Source organism: Thalassospira lucentensis (assembly GCF_001613805.1).
Classification (GTDB): Bacteria; Pseudomonadota; Alphaproteobacteria; order Rhodospirillales; family Thalassospiraceae; genus Thalassospira; species Thalassospira lucentensis_A.
In genome coordinates this window covers 96,457-114,050 of record NZ_LPVY01000012.1, presented here as the reverse complement: position 1 = coordinate 114,050, position 17,594 = coordinate 96,457, and the positions used below count along the sequence as shown (strand labels likewise).

At 56.7% G+C, this 17,594-nt stretch carries 16 protein-coding genes; 7 read left to right on the top strand and 9 right to left on the bottom strand.

Annotated elements, in window-relative coordinates; genetic code table 11:
* Positions 1 to 14 precede the first annotated feature (14 nt).
* On the top strand, positions 15 to 1,715 hold the full coding sequence (locus AUP42_RS11525) for a methyl-accepting chemotaxis protein (RefSeq protein ID WP_062951762.1): 1,701 nt from the start codon (positions 15 to 17) through the stop codon (positions 1,713 to 1,715).
* Positions 1,716 to 1,797: 82 nt separating this feature from the next.
* On the opposite strand, the gene AUP42_RS11520 is transcribed toward AUP42_RS11525, so the two are convergent.
* The 7 genes from AUP42_RS11520 to AUP42_RS11490 form a co-directional block, all read right to left on the bottom strand.
* Positions 1,798 to 2,373, bottom strand: coding sequence for a YceI family protein (locus tag AUP42_RS11520; protein ID WP_062951761.1), 576 nt, complete (start codon positions 2,371 to 2,373; stop codon positions 1,798 to 1,800).
* 2 nt (positions 2,374 to 2,375) lie between these two features.
* Positions 2,376 to 2,930: a cytochrome b gene (locus tag AUP42_RS11515; protein WP_062951760.1), complete on the bottom strand. Its 555-nt coding sequence runs from the start codon at positions 2,928 to 2,930 to the stop codon at positions 2,376 to 2,378.
* Between the two features lie 73 nt (positions 2,931 to 3,003).
* Positions 3,004 to 3,597: a YceI family protein gene (locus AUP42_RS11510; protein ID WP_062951759.1), complete on the bottom strand. Its 594-nt coding sequence runs from the start codon at positions 3,595 to 3,597 to the stop codon at positions 3,004 to 3,006.
* A 378-nt stretch (positions 3,598 to 3,975) separates the two neighbouring features.
* Positions 3,976 to 4,419: a DUF2155 domain-containing protein gene (locus AUP42_RS11505; protein WP_062951758.1), complete on the bottom strand. Its 444-nt coding sequence runs from the start codon at positions 4,417 to 4,419 to the stop codon at positions 3,976 to 3,978.
* A 6-nt stretch (positions 4,420 to 4,425) separates the two neighbouring features.
* Positions 4,426 to 4,671, bottom strand: coding sequence for a hypothetical protein (locus AUP42_RS11500; RefSeq protein WP_062951757.1), 246 nt, complete (start codon positions 4,669 to 4,671; stop codon positions 4,426 to 4,428).
* A 171-nt stretch (positions 4,672 to 4,842) separates the two neighbouring features.
* Positions 4,843 to 5,331 (bottom strand): outer membrane lipid asymmetry maintenance protein MlaD, encoded by a 489-nt coding sequence (gene mlaD, locus AUP42_RS11495; RefSeq protein ID WP_062951756.1) that lies wholly within the window; start codon positions 5,329 to 5,331, stop codon positions 4,843 to 4,845.
* A 157-nt stretch (positions 5,332 to 5,488) separates the two neighbouring features.
* Positions 5,489 to 5,851, bottom strand: coding sequence for an NADH:ubiquinone oxidoreductase subunit NDUFA12 (locus tag AUP42_RS11490; protein WP_062951755.1), 363 nt, complete (start codon positions 5,849 to 5,851; stop codon positions 5,489 to 5,491).
* Between the two features lie 947 nt (positions 5,852 to 6,798).
* On the opposite strand from AUP42_RS11490, the gene AUP42_RS11485 reads away from it, so the two are divergent.
* Positions 6,799 to 10,515: a vitamin B12-dependent ribonucleotide reductase gene (locus tag AUP42_RS11485; RefSeq protein ID WP_062951888.1), complete on the top strand. Its 3,717-nt coding sequence runs from the start codon at positions 6,799 to 6,801 to the stop codon at positions 10,513 to 10,515.
* 90 nt (positions 10,516 to 10,605) lie between these two features.
* Here the strand turns inward: AUP42_RS11485 and AUP42_RS11480 are convergent, their stop codons facing one another.
* Positions 10,606 to 11,814 carry a CynX/NimT family MFS transporter gene (locus AUP42_RS11480; RefSeq protein ID WP_156484606.1) on the bottom strand — a complete coding sequence of 403 codons (1,209 nt, stop codon included), beginning with the start codon at positions 11,812 to 11,814 and terminating at the stop codon, positions 10,606 to 10,608.
* Complete coding sequence (wrbA, locus tag AUP42_RS11475) at positions 11,811 to 12,446, bottom strand: NAD(P)H:quinone oxidoreductase (protein WP_062951754.1); 636 nt, start codon at positions 12,444 to 12,446, stop codon at positions 11,811 to 11,813. Before wrbA ends, AUP42_RS11480 begins: the two co-directional genes overlap by 4 nt.
* Before the next feature lie 104 nt (positions 12,447 to 12,550).
* On the opposite strand from wrbA, the gene AUP42_RS11470 reads away from it, so the two are divergent.
* The 5 genes from AUP42_RS11470 (at position 12,551) to AUP42_RS11450 (ending at position 17,557) form a co-directional block, all read left to right on the top strand.
* Positions 12,551 to 13,468, top strand: coding sequence for a LysR family transcriptional regulator (locus AUP42_RS11470; RefSeq protein ID WP_062951753.1), 918 nt, complete (start codon positions 12,551 to 12,553; stop codon positions 13,466 to 13,468).
* A gap of 66 nt (positions 13,469 to 13,534) precedes the next feature.
* Positions 13,535 to 14,116, top strand: coding sequence for an isochorismatase family protein (locus AUP42_RS11465; protein ID WP_231858249.1), 582 nt, complete (start codon positions 13,535 to 13,537; stop codon positions 14,114 to 14,116).
* 178 nt (positions 14,117 to 14,294) lie between these two features.
* Complete coding sequence (locus AUP42_RS11460) at positions 14,295 to 16,142, top strand: autotransporter outer membrane beta-barrel domain-containing protein (protein ID WP_062951752.1); 1,848 nt, start codon at positions 14,295 to 14,297, stop codon at positions 16,140 to 16,142.
* A 196-nt stretch (positions 16,143 to 16,338) separates the two neighbouring features.
* Positions 16,339 to 16,551, top strand: a complete 213-nt coding sequence (locus AUP42_RS11455) for a DUF3185 family protein (protein WP_062951751.1) — start codon at positions 16,339 to 16,341, stop codon at positions 16,549 to 16,551.
* A 148-nt stretch (positions 16,552 to 16,699) separates the two neighbouring features.
* Positions 16,700 to 17,557, top strand: a complete 858-nt coding sequence (locus AUP42_RS11450; protein WP_062951750.1) for a DODA-type extradiol aromatic ring-opening family dioxygenase — start codon at positions 16,700 to 16,702, stop codon at positions 17,555 to 17,557.
* Positions 17,558 to 17,594 lie beyond the last annotated feature (37 nt).

Sequence of the window (17,594 nt, the reverse complement as noted above, 5' to 3'; positions counted from 1 at the left end):
GGAGAAATCATTACATGCTGCAGAAAATCAAAATCGGCTACAAGATCGCCGGTTTGTCCATCGTGGCCCTGCTCGGCCTGATCGTCATTTCAACCTTCGAACTTATGAGTTTGCGCACCACCCTGCTTGAAGACCGCAAGGAGAAAATCCGCGCCATCACCGAATATGCGGTGTCGCAGGCCAACGATTTTCAAAAGCAGGTCAAGGCCGGCGAACTTGATCAACAGGCCGCAATCGACGCATTCTACAAGGTCGTTTCCGCAGGCAAATATGATGGCGATATCGGTTACTTCTTTGCCCTGACCAAGGACAATATCATGGTCATGCACGGGGCCAACCCGGCACTGGTCGGCAAGGATTTCACCTCTGTCCAGGACCCGAACGGCGCTTACTTCATTCGTGATCTGGTGGCAGCCGGCAGCAACCCGAATGGCGGTTTTTCATCCTATCACTGGCCCAAACCCGGCGAGCCAAAGGAACTGACATTTGAAAAAATCTCCTTTGCGCATCCCCTGCCATGGGGGGCCATTCTTGGCACCGGCGTCTATATTGATGATGTTGACGTCGCCTTCTGGGATTCCGCGATCTGGGTCATCACGTTAAGTTTGGCGATCATTGCCCTTCTGATGCTGACCGGTTTCTGGATCGGACGTGATATCACCAATGGCCTGCGCAAGCTTTCCGAACGCATGACCTACATTGCCAATGGCGATCTCGACGGTCATATCGAAGGTCAGGACCGCGGGGACGAAGTCGGCGATATGGCACGCACCGTTGTGGCCTTCCGCGAACAGGCCCGTGAAAACCTGCAATTGCAGCAACGCCAGAAACAGATGGAAACCGAAGCCGAACAGAAACGCCGCAAGGACGTTCTGGAAATGGCCAGCAGTCTGGAAAATCGGGTCAAGGGCCTGATCCAGTCGATCTCGGCATCGATCTCGGACATGAAAAAGGCGACGGCAAACATGCAGTCCGCGACCGAAATGAACAGCAAGCTGTCAGGTGCCGTTGCAACCGCCACCGCCCAGACATCAGGCAACGTTCAAACCGTCTCTGCCGCGACCGAGCAACTGACCGCCTCGTCCGATGAAATCGCCCAGCAGATCGCCCGATCTGCCGACATTGCCAATCAGGCCAATGACGAAGCCACCCGCACCAATGAAACCGTCACCGGCCTTGCTGATGCGGCACAGAAAATCGGCGATGTCGCCAAACTGATCGGTGACATTGCCGAACAGACCAACCTTCTGGCCCTGAACGCCACCATCGAAGCCGCCCGCGCGGGCGATGCTGGCAAGGGCTTTGCCGTGGTTGCAAGCGAGGTCAAAAACCTTGCCAACCAGACCGCCAAGGCGACCGAGGAAATCAATCAGCAGATCACCTCGGTCCAGAACGAAACCGGCGAGGCGGTTGACGCCATCCGCCGCATTTCCGAAACCATCGCCAAAGTCGCCGACAGTTCAACCGCGATTGCCGCTGCGGTCGAGGAACAGCACGCTGCCATCGGCGAAATCGCACGCAACGTAGAAGAAGCCGCCAACGGCACCCGCGAAGTGTCCGAGCGGATCGAAACCGTCAATGACAATGCCGGCAAGGTTTCATCAGGCACGACCCAGCTTGCCCAGACAGCCGAGAAACTCGTCGCCGAAGCCGTGTCGCTGGATCAGGCCGTCGAAAGCTTCCTTGCCGAACTGCGCAAAAACGCAGCCGCCTGATATCGACTGCCGCGCCGAAATGAGAACAGCCGCCCGGTTGGGCGGCTGTTTTTTTGTTCATCGGACTATCGCGCTATCGGCATCATGACCGGGTCGCATCAATATCAATGCGGATGGTCACATCATCACCGACCTGGCTGGTGTCGCTCCACTGGCCCTGCCCGACGCCGAAATCCGTCCGCTTGATCGTCACCGTCCCCTCGGCTTCCGCCTCGTTGCCCTCGATCTCAAGCGTAAAGGGCAGAACGACTTCCTTGGTCACATCCCGGATCGTCAGATCAGCCGTCGCCTCATACTGGCCCGGCGCGATTTCGCGGAAGGATTTGGTTTCAAACTTTGCGGTCGGCCACTGCGCGACATCAAACCAGTCTGCTGAAATGATCTGGCTGTCGCGATCGGCATTTTCGGTATTAACTGATGCGATATCAATCAGAACGCTGACTTTCGATCCGGCAAGATCATCCGGCGAAAAACTGATTTCGGCGGTGAATTTATTGAACTCGCCCTCGAAATCCGCGCCAAGCTGGGTGCCGGCAAATTCGATATCGCTGTCATCGGTTTTGACCTGCCACTGATCGGCGGCAAAGGCCGGGCTGCAAATGGCCATCGCCGGTACAATCGCCGAAGCACGCAGAATGTTTTTAAACAAAGACGTCATGATCAATTCCCTTTCCCCGTCCCCGGAAGCATCCGGCGGAGCGTCGCATCGCGATTGATGAAATGATGTTTGAATGCCGCTGCCACATGCAGCCCGACAAGGCCGACAATCACCCAGGACAATATCCAGTGGGTAAAGCGAAGCTGTTCATAAAGTACCTTGTCCGGCCCGACGAGGTCAGGAAGCGTGAACAGGCCAAAGACACTGACCGAAAAATTCGCCGCCGACGACATCAGCCACCCGCTTAACGGCATCGCCAGCATGACGGCATAAAGCGCGAAATGCGCCAGTTTCGCCGCCTGACGTTCCCATGCCTTTTCACCGAGCCCCGCCGGTGTCTGTTCGGCCAGACGCCAGATAATGCGCAAAATCGCCAGGAAAAGGATGGTAACACCAATCGATTTATGGCGTGAAATCCATGCCAGCTTTTCCAGCCCCAGCGGCAAAAGATCCATATACCAGCCAATCGCAAACATCGTGGCAAACAGGATCGCCATCAGCCAGTGAAAACTCTTGGTCACCGGACCAAAGCCCGTTTGCGTGCTGCGAAGCGCCATATGTGATCCTCTCAGGACAAAAAACACCAAACCGGCGGGACAATCACATGCCGCCGCCGGTTTGTCAGTATCGTTATTTCTGCTGCAGGAACTCGGTCGAAATCTGCAGTTCGACTTCGTCGCTGACAGCCGGAACCAGATAGTTCATGCCATATTCCGAACGGGTCACGGTGCCGGTCGCGCCGAAACCAAGAACATGATCGCCGGTCATCGGGTGATCGCCTTCACCGGTCAGGGTCACGTCCAGAACCAGTGGCTTGGTCTGGCCCAGAAGGGTCAGGTTGCCGGTGATGGTGGCGGTCTTATCGCCGGTCATCTCGATCGAGGTGCTTTTGAACGTTGCGGTCGGGTTCTGTTCAACATTCAGGAAGTCGGCGGTTTTCATATGGTTGTCGAGGCCCTCGACACCGGTATCGACCTTGCTGAGGTCAATCGTAATGATCGCCGACGAGGCCGCCGGGTTTTCACGATCAAGCGTCAGTTCGCCGCTCGTGCCGCCAAAACGGCCCTGGAAGTTGGAAAAACCAAGATGGTTGACGATGAAGATCACGCTGGTATGGGTCGGATCAAGCTTATAGCTCTCGGCCGCCTGTGCCGAAACGGCAGCCCCGGAAAGACCCGCTGCAATCGCCAGAACGAAACCGGCCTTCTTGATTGACGTAAACATTATGCACATCCCTTGTTTAAAAATCGTTCGACGCGAATTGCCGCATCGCAACAAAACTGGAAAAAGGATGACAGCACATGCCCCTGGCCTCAAGCCGGACAGCCCGCAACACTCATTTTCCCCAGAGGAAACAATAAACGCCGTTTGCGCCTTATTTTATCCAAAATGAGAACGCACTGATATCAGAACCAAAATCGATATACTTTCCTACAAAATCCCCGGTTTACCGGGCACAGGCGCATCTTTCCCATTGCGAATCCCCTGCATGACGTAACGTCAAATCATCTGATATCCCGTCGTCACAAATCATTCCCCAAAACAATTGCGGCCGACGCACTGTGCATCGGCCTGCATTTGGAAACAATCTTGTCGGGAATATCATTCCGCGGGGGCGGGTTGCCCCTGTTCGACGGCCCCTGATCCCTGATCATTCGGATCAATGCATTCCTTGACCCAAACGTCATAAACCGGATGTTCAAGCCCCGAAAGACCCGGTGTTGACGCAAACATCCAGCCCGAAAACAGTTCGGCAACGGTGTTTTCGGCATCTTCACGCTGGTCGGAAATTTCAAGGAAACCGGCACTTTCCGGGCGTTCTTCCGGCGGGGTGCGATAGCATGCATCAACCCGGATCGTAAGGGTGCCGAATTTCGCCGTCTGGCCGACCGGCACCTCAAAGGTCGAAATGCGGGCGGTGATTTTATCCAGCCCCTGAAGCTGGGCAATCTCGGCCGGGCGATAATCCAGCGCAAAGGCAGACGTCAAAGAAGCCACAGAAACAACCGCGGCAACCGCAGCGCCAAACACTATCTTGGTTTTCATGAATAATCAGTCCTGATCGTCTGGCTTGCCATAAGGATTGTGCAGCTCTTCAACAACGCTGCGCATCACCTGGCGGAACTGTTCCTCGTCGCAACCCATCAGCAACGCGTCTTCCATTGCTTCCTGCATCATTTCGCGCAGTTCGCCGAAATTCTCGTTCAGAACCTTGATCTTCTCCACGCACGAAAGCGGTGCCCCTTCGGGGTCCTGCCATGTGGGAAAATTCCTGTTCACGCTATCGGACTTGCTCATCAAGCGGCTCCGCTGCCTTTCGATCTGATCAGGATATCGGTGTCGATATCACGTTACGCAAGCTCTCAAAGATACTTCGCGGCAAACTGACCGGTAAAACCGGCAAAATCATGGCCGGTTTCATAGCCGCCATTCCGGCCCGGTCACCAGACTCGCCACCCGGATCAACGCCTATTCGGGGCTGTCCGAAGAACTGCCACCAGAATTACCACCAGAACCACCACCGGACGAATAAATCACCTGCCCGATCAGTTCTTCGAGGTTAACCGACCCTTGCGTATATTCAATCTCGCCGCCCGGGGCCAGCATGTCGATATCCCCGCCCGGCTCCAGCGATACGAATTTACCGCCCAGCAATCCGTCGGATGCGATCTTGGCCGAACTGTCCGCAGGCAGTTCAACATCGGAACGCACCGTCATCTTGACCACCGCCATATAGGTCTTCGGGTTCAGTTCCTGTGCCGTGACCGAGCCAACCTTGACGCCCGAAATCCGCACATCATTGCCCACCGTCAGGCCATCAATGCGGTTGAAGCTTGCCGAAAGTTCGTATCCGTCAACAGACTCGATGCCCGCCCGGGAATAGGAATAGGACGCAAAGCCCACCGCCACGGCGATTACGGCTGCCCCTGCAAGGCTCTCGATCAGTCTGTTGCTCATGGACCTTATCCGTATCTGCTATCTTGTTGATCTGCATATTGTCGCGTGCGGGCCGAAAAAACAACCGGCTCGGGCACTTCGGTGCAAAAACGCGGTAGAAACACAACCGGGCGCCAACATATTGTCGCGCCCGGTTGCAGAATATAACGATTCCCGATCAGCCTTCCGGCGACCATGCCTGATAGTCGCCAGTCGCCTTGGCGCGCTGGCCGCCACTATATTCATGGCCTTTCGGGCGATAGGCATGCTTGGTCCCGGTCAGGTTCGGCAGGTGATCTTTCTGCCACTCGTAACGGTCTTCGGCCTTTTCCGACAGCGGCGCATCAATCGTGTAATGCAGCCATGCATGCCATTCAGCCGGAACCTTGGAACCCTCGGTAATACCTTTATAAATCACCCAGCGTTTCGCACGGCGACCATTGGCGGCTTTCTTTTCGGTGTAATAGACATTTCCAAAACGGTCTTCGCCGACGCGTTTGCCATACAGCGCGGTAAAAATGCGGGTCCCGACGGTGGCCATGTGTGGTCTCTCTCCAGATCTGGTTCTTCCGCCTTTGGTGGCGCGCAGACAAAAGGCCCGTATTTGCAAAGCGGTGTTTGCTGGCGGGCCCTGATTTTGCGGCCTGTGTCCGGCGGTCAATAAGGACCTTATATGTCGTGATGTTGCTGCAAAGTCAATGTTTCAGACAGGTACAGATACCGCATTTCCCGCACAGGCCCCCGCAAAGCCGGGGCAGACACACAATATGGGGTATGACTCCGCGAAAACACCGCCAAAACAACCCACAACCACTTGTGTATGCCCGACTCATTGCAACACAATCGTCACGCGGTCTTGTCCACCTGTTTATCCACAGCATTCCAAGGTTATCGGTCCTGCATATACCCTGCCCGGCTTGAAAATTCGCGCCGGATAAAAACAATGATTTTCATATAAATATCAAAATGTTATCAGACATCCCCGTGCTAGAAACATCTCCGAAACGGCATTGTCTGTGCTTGGCGCTGGATTTCAAATGCAAACGGCGTTAGCTTTGTTTTGCGTTGTGGGGGTCATCTCGTCCCGGCACAAGATGTAGTCCGAGTCTTATGGACTTGTGATGGCCGCACCATCGCCAGAAGCGCAGTATTCCGCGGGCTTGCGGGGCGTTTAAACAATCTTAACGAGATTTTCCAAACATCAGATATGCGCGACATCGATTGAAACACTACATCTAGTGATAAAAATCGCTGTCAACCACAAAGTTTGGTGGACTACCCCGAAATTTTGGCCTTATAGTCTTGGCCACGGACCGGATGGTTCCAAGGGGGGACCACCACCACAGATTACAGATTTCCGTTCGCCCAAACATGGCCATTTTATAAAGGCCAGGGGGCAGCGTATGAGCGTTGAGCAAACTATATAATGTTCAGGCCGTGTTGGTGCTTATGCGCACGACATCAAGTCTGACCAAAACGGAGCAGACCATGCGGATCAGCAGAAAGTTCACCCAGGAAGGTGTCAGCCCATACGCCGACATCGATTTTCGTAAGTCGTCCTGCGTTATCAAAAACCCCGACGGCTCGGTTGTTTTTGAAATGAAAGATATCGACGTCCCGTCCTCCTGGTCGCAGGTGGCAAGCGACGTCCTTGCGCAGAAATACTTCCGAAAGGCGGGTGTTCCGGTCGCGCTGAAACCGGTCAAGGAAAAGGACGTTCCGTCCTGGCTCTGGCGTCAGGCGCCTGACAAGTCCAAGCTCGAAAAAATGCCAAAAGAAGGCCGCTACACCAGCGAAACCAGCGCCACCCAGGTCTTTGACCGTCTGGCTGGCACCTGGACCTATTGGGGCTGGAAAGGTGGCTATTTCGATGCCGAATCCGATGCGCAGGCTTTCTTCGATGAAATGCGCTATCAGCTTTCCCACCAGATGGGTGCGCCGAACTCGCCGCAATGGTTCAATACCGGTCTGCATTGGGCCTACGGCATTGATGGCCCGGCGCAGGGTCACTCCTATGTTGATTTCAAAACCGGCGAACTGACCAAATCGGCCAGCGCGTACGAACATCCGCAGCCCCATGCCTGCTTCATCCAGTCGGTTTCCGATGACCTCGTGAACGAGGGCGGCATCATGGATCTCTGGACCCGTGAAGCACGCCTGTTCAAATTCGGTTCCGGCACCGGTTCGAACTTCTCGAATGTGCGCGGCGAAGGCGAAACGCTCTCGGGTGGCGGTCGTTCTTCCGGCCTCATGAGCTTCCTTAAAATCGGTGACCGCGCAGCGGGTGCCATCAAGTCGGGCGGCACCACGCGCCGTGCGGCCAAAATGGTCGTGGTGGATATCAACCACCCGGACATCGAAAACTATATCGACTGGAAAGTCATCGAAGAACAGAAGGTCGCGGCCCTCGTCGCCGGTTCGAAACTGGCCGAAAAGCACCTGACCGAGGTTCTGGCGGCCTGCACCAACTGGGACGGTGCCGCCGATTCCGAGGATCGCTTCCTGCCGCGTGCCAACCCGCAGCTCAAAGAAGCCGTGCTGGCCGCCCGTGCGGTGATGATCCCCGATAGCTATATCAACAAGATCATCGAATTCGCCCGTCAGGGCTTCACCGAAATCAGCTTCAAGACCTATGACACCGATTGGGACTCCGAGGCATACCTGACCGTTTCGGGTCAGAACTCGAACAACTCGGTTCGCGTCTCGAACGACTTCCTTCAGGCTGTTCTTGATAACGGTGACTGGGAACTGATCCGCCGTACCGATGGCAAGGTTTCCAAAACCCTTGCCGCCCGCGAATTGTGGGACAAGGTCGGCGAAGCCGCATGGGCCTGTGCCGATCCGGGCATCCAGTACGACACCACGATCAACGAATGGCACACCTGCCCGAATTCGGGTCGCATCAATGCGTCCAACCCGTGCTCGGAATATATGTTCCTTGATGATACGGCCTGTAACCTCGCCTCGCTGAACCTGATGAACTTCCGTTCGGATGATGGTGGCGTTGATGTCGCGGCATATGAACATGCCGTCCGTCTCTGGACCGTCGTTCTGGAAATCTCGGTTCTGATGGCGCAGTTCCCGTCGGATCGTATTGCCGAACTGTCCTATCGCTACCGCACGCTTGGCCTTGGCTATGCCAACATTGGCGGCCTGCTCATGAGCATGGGCATCCCCTATGACAGCGACGAAGGCCGTGCGATTGGCGCGTCCCTGACCGCAATCATGTGTGGCGTTTCCTATGCGACCTCGGCCGAAATGGCGTCCGAACTCGGTGCCTTCCCGGGCTATGCCGATAACGCCAAGCAAATGCTGCGTGTCATGCGCAACCATCGTCGTGCCGCGCACGGCGAACAGGAAGGCTACGAAGGTCTTTCGATCAATCCGGTTCCGCTGGTTGCCGCCGACAGTCCTTATGCCGAACTTCCGGTTGCCGCACGTGCCGCATGGGACAAGGCACTGGAACTGGGCGAAAAGCACGGTTACCGCAACGCACAGACCACCGTTATCGCGCCGACCGGCACCATCGGTCTGGTCATGGATTGCGACACCACCGGGATCGAGCCAGACTTCGCCCTTGTGAAGTTCAAAAAGCTTGCCGGCGGCGGTTACTTCAAAATCATCAACCGCACCGTTCCGGTCGCACTGGCAACGCTCGGCTATACCGAACGCCAGATCCGCGACATTGAAAAATACGCGGTCGGTCATGGCACCCTGGTGGGTTCGCCCTCCATCACCCATGACGATCTCAAGGCCAAGGGCTTTGACGATGATGCGATTTCGAAAATCGAAGGCGCACTTGCCAACGCATTCGACATCAAATTCGTCTTCAACAAATACACCTTTGGCGAAGAATACTGCGTCAAGCAGCTTGGCCTTGATGCCAAGGCGCTCAACAGCATGGACTTTGACATGCTGGCCGCCCTTGGCTTCGACAAAAAGCAGATCGAACTGGCAAACACCTATGTTTGCGGCGCGATGACGCTTGAACAGGCCCCGCATCTGCGTGACGAAGACCTTCCGGTATTCGATTGCGCCAACCCGTGTGGCCGCATCGGCAAACGTTACCTGTCGGCTGAAAGCCACATCCGCATGATGGCCGCGGCACAGCCGTTCATCTCGGGTGCGATTTCGAAAACCATCAACATGCCGAACAATGCCTCGATCCAGGATTGCAAGGACGCCTATATGCTGTCCTGGCGTCTCTGCCTCAAGGCGAACGCGCTCTATCGTGATGGCTCGAAACTCAGCCAGCCGCTGAACGCAGCGCTGGTCGAAGAAGACGATTACGCCGATCAGCCGACCGCAACCAAGGCGGCCGCTGTTTCCGAACAGATCGTCGAAAAAATCATCGAACGCGTCATTCGTGGCGACCGTCGTTCCCTGCCGTCACGCCGCAAGGGTTACACCCAGAAGGCCACCGTCGGCGGACACAAGGTCTATCTGCGCACCGGTGAATATGAAGACGGCAAACTTGGCGAAATCTTCATCGACATGCACAAGGAAGGCGCTGCTTTCCGCTCGCTGATGAACAACTTCGCCATCGCGGTTTCCATCGGCCTTCAGTATGGCGTGCCGCTTGAGGAATATGTCGAAGCCTTCACCTTCACCCGTTTCGAGCCGTCGGGCATGGTTTCCGGGAACGACGCCATCAAAATGGCAACCTCGATCCTTGATTACATGTTCCGCGAACTGGCGATTTCCTATCTGGGTCGTAACGACCTCGCCCATGTCCAGCCGTCCGACGTTCTGCCGGACGCCGTTGGCAAGGGTGTGGCCGAGGGCGACCTTGGCGAGGAAGCCAAGGCCGAAGACCGCGCGATCGAAACCATCCGCAAGGTCGCATCCAGCGGCTTCGTCCGTCGCAACCTTTACGTTGTCGATGGCGGTGCGCCGGTTGAAGAACGCGTGATCATGAAGGCAACCGGCACCGATCATGCCCACTCGCATGATCATGGCCACAGCCATCAGGCCGAAACCGCCAGCATCGCAACCACCGCTGCCCCGACCAGCAGCGAAACCGCGATCCTGAACGCCAGCGAAGAAGTCATGTCGGCAACGGATGCCAAACTCGACCGCATCCGCGAAGCCCGCATGAAAGGCTACGAAGGTGACGGATGCCCTGAATGCGGCAACTTCACCCTTGTGCGCAACGGCACCTGCCTTAAATGCGACTCTTGTGGCAGCACGACGGGCTGCTCGTAAGAGCCCCGGCACCACCGCAAAACCGACTTAACAAAAACCGGCCGGGATTGATTTCCCGGCCGGTTTTGTTTTTCCCGTTTGCATAGGAACCTACCGCATCCGCCCCAAAAGGCTCCGCCCAAGCAAAACCGCGACACAGGCAATCCCGGCAATCAGAATGCCGATACTGCCCCAACCAAATTGCTCGGCCATGGATCCCGCAATCGCCGGGCCAACCATCAACCCGATATTATTGCCCTGCATGGCAAAGCCGATGGTCACCGCGACAAGCGCGCTTCGCGGTGCGGATCGCCCGGCGGCATCAAAAACCACAACCGGGATGAACCCGCCGACGAATGAAAAGATCAAGGCCGCAGGGAACGGCACCAGAACCGAAATCCCGTCGATCAGAATACCGGCACTGCAAACCGTCATGACCGCAAATGCCGTCATCAGGATACGCTGCGCCTGATATCCCCGCGCCAGCATCACACCACAAACGATGTTCCCTGCCGCCCCGGCCAAGACAATCACCGCGCCCAGAACACCCGAAAGTTCCGGCCCGATCTGCATGCCTTTGGACAAAAGCATCGGCAAAAATCCGAACACGGCAAAATAGCACGCCGTATAGGCGGCAAAGATACCGCCCAATATCCACGGCGCGCCTGACCGCAATGCCCAGCCAAGGTCATCGCCAATCGCCCGATGATCAAAATCATCCCTCAGATCAGCATCGGGAATGGCGCGCATATATCCGCGCAACAAAACGGCATATCCCGCCAGAAGCACAGCATTGCCAAGCCACAATCCGCGCCACCCGATCAGCCCCAGCACCGGGGCCGCCAGCATGACAAGACAGATGCCAACCGGCATGAAAGTCGCCCAAAGGGCCATGGCTTTTTCGCGCCCGCCATCGCGCGTGGCCGCTGTGATCAATGTCGGCGCGGCAACAATCAGCAACAGAAAACCGATGCCCTCAAGAACCCTTGATGCAAGGATGATATCGAAAACAGGGCTCACCCCGCCAATCGCCGATCCAACCGCCTGCATCAGAAGCCCCGACAACGCCATGCCCTTTGCGCCAAACCGCCCCACCAGCAGGCCAAGCGGTGCCGCCGCCAGTGCGCCGACAAGCGCAAAGGCCGATAACAGCCAGGACGCACTCGCCAGCCCGACGCCAAGGTCATCCTGCAAGGCCGTCATGACAACCGGCACCTTGCCGACCTGGAATGCCGATACGATGCCCGCACCGACAATCACCGGCACAACGAAACGGCCAATTGCCACCGTTTGCTGCCGGTCACCGATCATGTTCATCATGCACTTCGGGCTTTAAGCAAATGCCGCCCTTCGGAAAGCGCAATTGCGGTCCGGGCCACATGCTCCCCCTGGAACCGGGCGCCGTCCAGCTCGTTTTCCGACGGGCTGCGATCCCCGCCCTCTCCATCATCGGCAATGGTCGATGCACCGTATGGCGAACAGCCGGTAACTTCATCCATCCGCCCCTGCCCCTTGAAGGTATAAGGCAGTCCGACAATCACCATGCCGAAATGCAATAACGGGATATGGGTCGATAAAATCGTTGTTTCCTGCCCGCCATGCTGGCTGCCGGTCGATGTAAAGACACTGCCAACCTTGCCGACAAGCTTGTCCTGCGCCCAGATCCCGCCCGCCTGATCAAGGAAGTTTTTCATCTGGCTTGCCATATTGCCAAACCGGGTCGGCGTGCCAAAAATGATCGCGTCATAATCGGCCAGATCGGAAACCGTCGCGACTGGCGCGGCCTGATCCCGTTTGTATCCGGCACTTTCCGCCACGGCATCCGGCACGATTTCGGGCACGCGTTTGATATCCACAATCGCCCCGGTTTTGCGCGCGCCCTCGGCAACCGCATTGGCCATGATTTCCATATGGCCATAGGACGAATAATAAAGCACCAGAACCCTTGTCATGACCGGTCTCTTTCAAATTGTTGCGACAGGGTTCCTTGCATCGCACAGCCATCCGTTCGAAATAAGTGGCAAAAGAACGATCAAAATGTTCTAAAATATCGATCATGCTGGATGGATTGACCCTTGATCAGATGCGCGTTTTGATCGCTGTTGCCGAAACCGGAAGCTTCCGGGCTGCGGCAAAGCGGCTTGGCCGCGTGCAATCTGCAATCAGCCACGCCATCGGCAATCTTGAAACCGAACTGGGGATTTGTCTTTTTGACCGATCCGGGCACCGCCCCACCCTGACCGTCGAAGGCCAGACCCTGCTTGCCGATGCCCGTGCGGTTCTTCTGAAAACCGATGCGCTGCGCGCCCGCGCGCGCGGCATGGAACAGGGTGTGGAACTCGAACTGCGCATCGTGGTCGATACGCTGTTTCCCCTGCCCGAAATCGGTGCGGCCCTTCTGGCGATGCGAAATGCCTTCCCCACCGTTTCGGTCAATCTCTCGGTCCTGCCGCTTGGCGGTCCGGTTTCTGCTCTTGATCAGAAGAAATGCGATCTCGCCATTACGGTCGGCGAGGAATTCCGCAACCCGCATATCGAGGCAGAGGCCGTCGGCACAACCGCGATGATTGCCGTGGTTGCCGCAACACATCCCCTGGCGCATGACATTCGGGGCGACACCCTTCTGCCCCAAACCGCCCTGGCCGAACATCTGCAAATCGTCATCGAAGACCCGACCCCGCTTTCAGACGGAACCGATATCGGCGTTTTATCGCCCGGCACCTGGCGTGTCGGCAGTCTGGATGTCAAACACAGCCTTATTCTGTCCGGGCTTGGCTGGGGCCGCATGCCGTTCTGGCGCATATCGCAGGACCTCGAAGACGGCCGCCTGATCCGCGTGCCCGCCGCCTCCTTCGGAAAGGACGGCGAAACGCTACTGCACTGCTATCTCCTCCATCGCACCGATCAGACAATGGGCCCCGCCGCCCGCCTGCTGCGCCGGGAAATACTCGCACGAACACAATCCAATCTTTGAATTCCTTGGGCTTCCCCCTAATCTGTGCCGATAAATCAGTTATCGCCCCGATTAACGGAGTATCCCGTGTCCGCCGCCATCACGCCACCGATCACTGCCAATACCGCCCTTATCGTCCTTGATGTGCAAAAGGCCATCGACGATCCGAAATGGGCGTCAAAAAACAATCCCGGCTATGTCGATAAAATCGTCGATCTGCTGGCCGCTTTTCGCGCAGCCAGCCTTCCGGTGATCCATATCCGCCATGACGAACTCAATCCCGCCTCGACCTATCATACCGATGGTCCGGGCAATGCGATCAAACCCGAAGTCGCCCCGCTGCCCGGCGAACCGGTGATTGCCAAAAACGTCAATTGCGCCTTTATCGCCACCGATCTTGAAAAATACCTGCACGATCATGGCATTACGCGCCTGATCTTTACCGGTGTCGTGATCCACAATTCGATGGATGCCTCGATCCGGGTCGCGCACTGTCTGGGCTTTGATGTCATCCTGCCGCTCGATGCCACCACCGCGATTGACGTCACCGACGCCAAGGGTATCCGTCACGATGCGCAAACCGTGTTTGACCTGTTTGCTGCGGTTCTGGGATCGGAATATTGCACACTTTCGACAACGGATGATGTGATCGCCGCCCTGCCCCGGTAACGATAATCGGCCCGAAAACCGGGCCCTCTATCCACTTTGCGCAACACCTATCCACTTAGTGTCAGAAAACGACACAACCCTCCCTTTAAGCGTAGCCCTCCCCATACGCCGCCCCTAAAGCTCTTGCAACGGACCGATGCATCGGCACCGGGCAAAAAGGGTATGGGCATGGCAAATAATGAATAAGATCAGAAGCACCTTTAAACCGGAACGATCTGATCGTTCGCACCTCGCCGGGTGCAAATCTGTCGTGAAAAAAGGGCTTTATGCGCTGGCCCTGACCGGCCTGTCACTTCCCTTCGCCAACGGCGCCCTCGCAATTAGCCTGGGTTGCAGTGATTGGAACCTGACAAGCACCAACGATGGCATTGCGGGCACCGGTTCTTATAACGCGTGGGAGGTCGCCAAGGTCACCTTCACACATCAAAGCGGCAATTCGCCAAACAACTATACCTTCACCTATACCGACAACAATAACGCCGCCAATTCACGGGCGGCCACGCCCGGCAGCACCATTATCGGCGACACTGTCACCCTCACCCTGCAAATCCCGGCCGATACGACAGACGGCCAGCTTTTCATAAAGGCCCTTGGCGCGACGTACAACATAACCGCGACCTGCGTTGCCGGATCGGCACCGGTCGCGGCATCAACATCCTTCGCCAGCACCTCGTCCGCCGTTATCAATGCCGTCTCGCGCTCCCAAACCACCGTCATTCAACAGAATATCAGCGCGCGGATTTCCTCGGTGATCAGTACTGCCAACAATACCAATACCGATAACGTGCCCGCCCAAACCGCCTCAATTGTCGAAACCGGCCCCCATCGCACCAGCCCGACCGACACAACGCCCCATGATGATCGCAATACCAACAGCATCACCGACCGCGATGACGCACTGCGCCGCATGGCGATGATGGGAAGCTTCGATAGCTCCACCGGCCTTGGCATGAACATGCTGGGCCTTGGCCCGACAGATCAGGGCGATACCGGCGGTGCCAGCGGCATTGATGGACGTGCGGCCTTCGCCACCACATCCCCCTTTACGGTTTGGGGGCATGGCTCCTTTACCTCGGTCGATAACGACCATGTCAGTGGCACCAGTGACAACCGCTATGACGGCGATGTGTGGGGCTATAATGTCGGGCTGGATTACCGTTTTGCCGATGCCCTGATTGCCGGCCTGTCACTTGGCTATAACGATACCGACCTGACCACATCCTTTAACAATGGCAGCTATCAGGAAACCGGCTGGGTCGCATCGCCCTATGTCATCTACCGCCCGATTGAAAACCTGACCATCTCGGGCGAAGCCGGATATGGCATGGGTGACATTGATGTCACCCGCGACAATGGTGTCGTATCGGGCAATACGGAATCAGACATGTGGTATGCCGCCCTCACCACCTCTTATCGGACCAATCCGATCAAAGCCATGATGGCGGCATCACTGACCCCGTCACTGGCCTTTATCGCCGCGCGCAAGACGGTCGATGCCTATACCGAAAGCGACGGCACCGCCAATGCCACCACCCGATCCAACACCCGACAGATCAAACCAGCCATCGAGGCCGCCTACGATTTCACACCGACCCAAAGCCTGATCATCTCGCCTTTCATTGAAACCGGCCTGATCCATGATTTCACCGATGAAATCAATAATGACAAAACCGCGTTCAATATCGGCGGCGGTGTGCGGTTATCCGATGCCATCACCGGGCTGAATGCCGCCCTTGAAGGCAACTATCTTGCCGGGCGTTCAGATTACACCGAATACACCATCGGCGGCACGGTGACCTATGGCTTTACCCTGACCGGGGACGATGGCCGATCCCTTGGGATCGTCACACCGTTCTTTGCCAGCAACCTCAACGAATATGGCAATCAGCGCATCCGCACCGGACTTGGCTTTGATACCGGTCCGCTTACCAGCGAACTTGCACTCAGCCACATGCTGTCGGTTGCCAACGATGATGATGATACCGACACCAGCAGGCTCGAAATCCGCATGTCGATGCCTTTCTGATTTCTGGCGACCAGCCGCCTGATACAGTCGCAAAACCCCCGGTCACAGGCCGGGGGTTTTGCATTTCACCATACATCCAGCCAGATCAATTATTTACCCGCGGGAACAACTTCGCCAAAGCCGCGTTGTGATCTCTGTTACACACGTCCCGCTTTCGGGACACGAGCAAACGCAAACAAGAATAACAGGAGCCCCCATGCCTATCAGTCGTATCGCAGGAATCGTCATCTGTATCATCGGCATCGCGCTTTTGGTTGTTGGCTTTAACGCGTCTGAAAGTGCGGCCGATCAGTTGTCCGAAACCTTCCTTGGCCGCTATACCGACGAAACCGTCTGGTATCTGATTGGTGGTGCTGCGGCTGCCATTGGTGGCTTTGTCATGATGATGTTTGGCGCCAAGGCCCGCTAATCATCCCGGTCTTCCTGTTGCCATTGTTTCCGCAAATCACCCTTTCGCGTGCAATGGCAACACACTGTTGACGAACGGTGACTGGTCAGGTGGCCCAAACAGGCACATATTCGCAATTCATGTTTTGTGAATGTCGAGGTGCCCCACCATGACCAGTCCCGTTGCCGCCTCTGTTTCCAGCTCCGTTTCTGCCGCCCCGCAGGGCAATCTCGCGCCGATCTTCATCTCGCACGGATCGCCGATGCTGGTTGCGCGCCAAAGCACCCCGGCCTTTGATTTCTTTGCCCGCGATCTTGGTGATCTGTTCGATGGCGCACGCGCCATTCTGATCGTCTCGGCCCATTGGCAGACCGCGACACCGACCATCTCGACCGCGCCCCGCCCGGAAACCATCCACGATTTTTACGGCTTCCCCAAACCGCTTTATGATCTGCATTACGATGTGGCGGGCGATCCCGCACTGGCATCCGAAATCGCCGGTCTGATCGCGGCAGAAACCGATGCCGCACGCGGTCTTGATCACGGCGCATGGATGCCGTTGATCATTGCGCGCCCCGGCGGCGATATCCCGGTGTTTCAGCTCTCCATGCTGGGCCATGGCAGCCCGGCGGATCATTATGAACTGGGTAAAAAGCTGCGCGGTTTGCGTGATCTGGGTGTTCTGGTGATTGGCAGCGGGGCGATGACCCATAATCTGCGCGCCCTTGACCGTAACGAGGGCCCGATTGATCCATGGGCGCAGGAATTTACCAACTGGATGCTTGGCAAACTGGGCAGTCACGATATCGAAGCCCTGCTCGATTACCGCGCACAGGCCCCGCACGCTGCCATGGCGCACCCCGAAGACGATCACCTGATGCCGTTTTATGTTGCCCTTGGGGCTGCGGTGGGGGCGGCGGGTGATGACTTCGTGCCCGAAACTCTGCATGACAGTTTTGAATTCGGCAACCTTGCCATGACGGCCCTGCGCTTTTACGATCCCCAAAGCGCCATTGCGGCGGCCTGATCACACCGATCATTCTGGCCGCCCGAAACAAAGCGGG

What these genes read in the sequence shown, in the direction of transcription:
- AUP42_RS11490 (WP_062951755.1), bottom strand. Translation starts at nt 5,851, where the DNA reads ATGGCCACCGTCGGGACCCGCATTTTTACCGCGCTGTATGGCAAACGC.
- AUP42_RS11500 (WP_062951757.1), bottom strand. Translation starts at nt 4,671, where the DNA reads ATGAGCAAGTCCGATAGCGTGAACAGGAATTTTCCCACATGGCAGGAC.
- AUP42_RS11485 (WP_062951888.1), top strand. Translation starts at nt 6,799, where the DNA reads ATGCGGATCAGCAGAAAGTTCACCCAGGAAGGTGTCAGCCCATACGCC.
- mlaD (WP_062951756.1), bottom strand. Translation starts at nt 5,331, where the DNA reads ATGAGCAACAGACTGATCGAGAGCCTTGCAGGGGCAGCCGTAATCGCC.
- AUP42_RS11520 (WP_062951761.1), bottom strand. Translation starts at nt 2,373, where the DNA reads ATGACGTCTTTGTTTAAAAACATTCTGCGTGCTTCGGCGATTGTACCG.
- AUP42_RS11460 (WP_062951752.1), top strand. Translation starts at nt 14,295, where the DNA reads ATGAATAAGATCAGAAGCACCTTTAAACCGGAACGATCTGATCGTTCG.
- AUP42_RS11515 (WP_062951760.1), bottom strand. Translation starts at nt 2,930, where the DNA reads ATGGCGCTTCGCAGCACGCAAACGGGCTTTGGTCCGGTGACCAAGAGT.
- wrbA (WP_062951754.1), bottom strand. Translation starts at nt 12,446, where the DNA reads ATGACAAGGGTTCTGGTGCTTTATTATTCGTCCTATGGCCATATGGAA.
- AUP42_RS11450 (WP_062951750.1), top strand. Translation starts at nt 16,700, where the DNA reads ATGACCAGTCCCGTTGCCGCCTCTGTTTCCAGCTCCGTTTCTGCCGCC.
- AUP42_RS11505 (WP_062951758.1), bottom strand. Translation starts at nt 4,419, where the DNA reads ATGAAAACCAAGATAGTGTTTGGCGCTGCGGTTGCCGCGGTTGTTTCT.
- AUP42_RS11455 (WP_062951751.1), top strand. Translation starts at nt 16,339, where the DNA reads ATGCCTATCAGTCGTATCGCAGGAATCGTCATCTGTATCATCGGCATC.
- AUP42_RS11480 (WP_156484606.1), bottom strand. Translation starts at nt 11,814, where the DNA reads ATGATGAACATGATCGGTGACCGGCAGCAAACGGTGGCAATTGGCCGT.
- AUP42_RS11510 (WP_062951759.1), bottom strand. Translation starts at nt 3,597, where the DNA reads ATGTTTACGTCAATCAAGAAGGCCGGTTTCGTTCTGGCGATTGCAGCG.
- AUP42_RS11470 (WP_062951753.1), top strand. Translation starts at nt 12,551, where the DNA reads ATGCTGGATGGATTGACCCTTGATCAGATGCGCGTTTTGATCGCTGTT.
- AUP42_RS11525 (WP_062951762.1), top strand. Translation starts at nt 15, where the DNA reads ATGCTGCAGAAAATCAAAATCGGCTACAAGATCGCCGGTTTGTCCATC.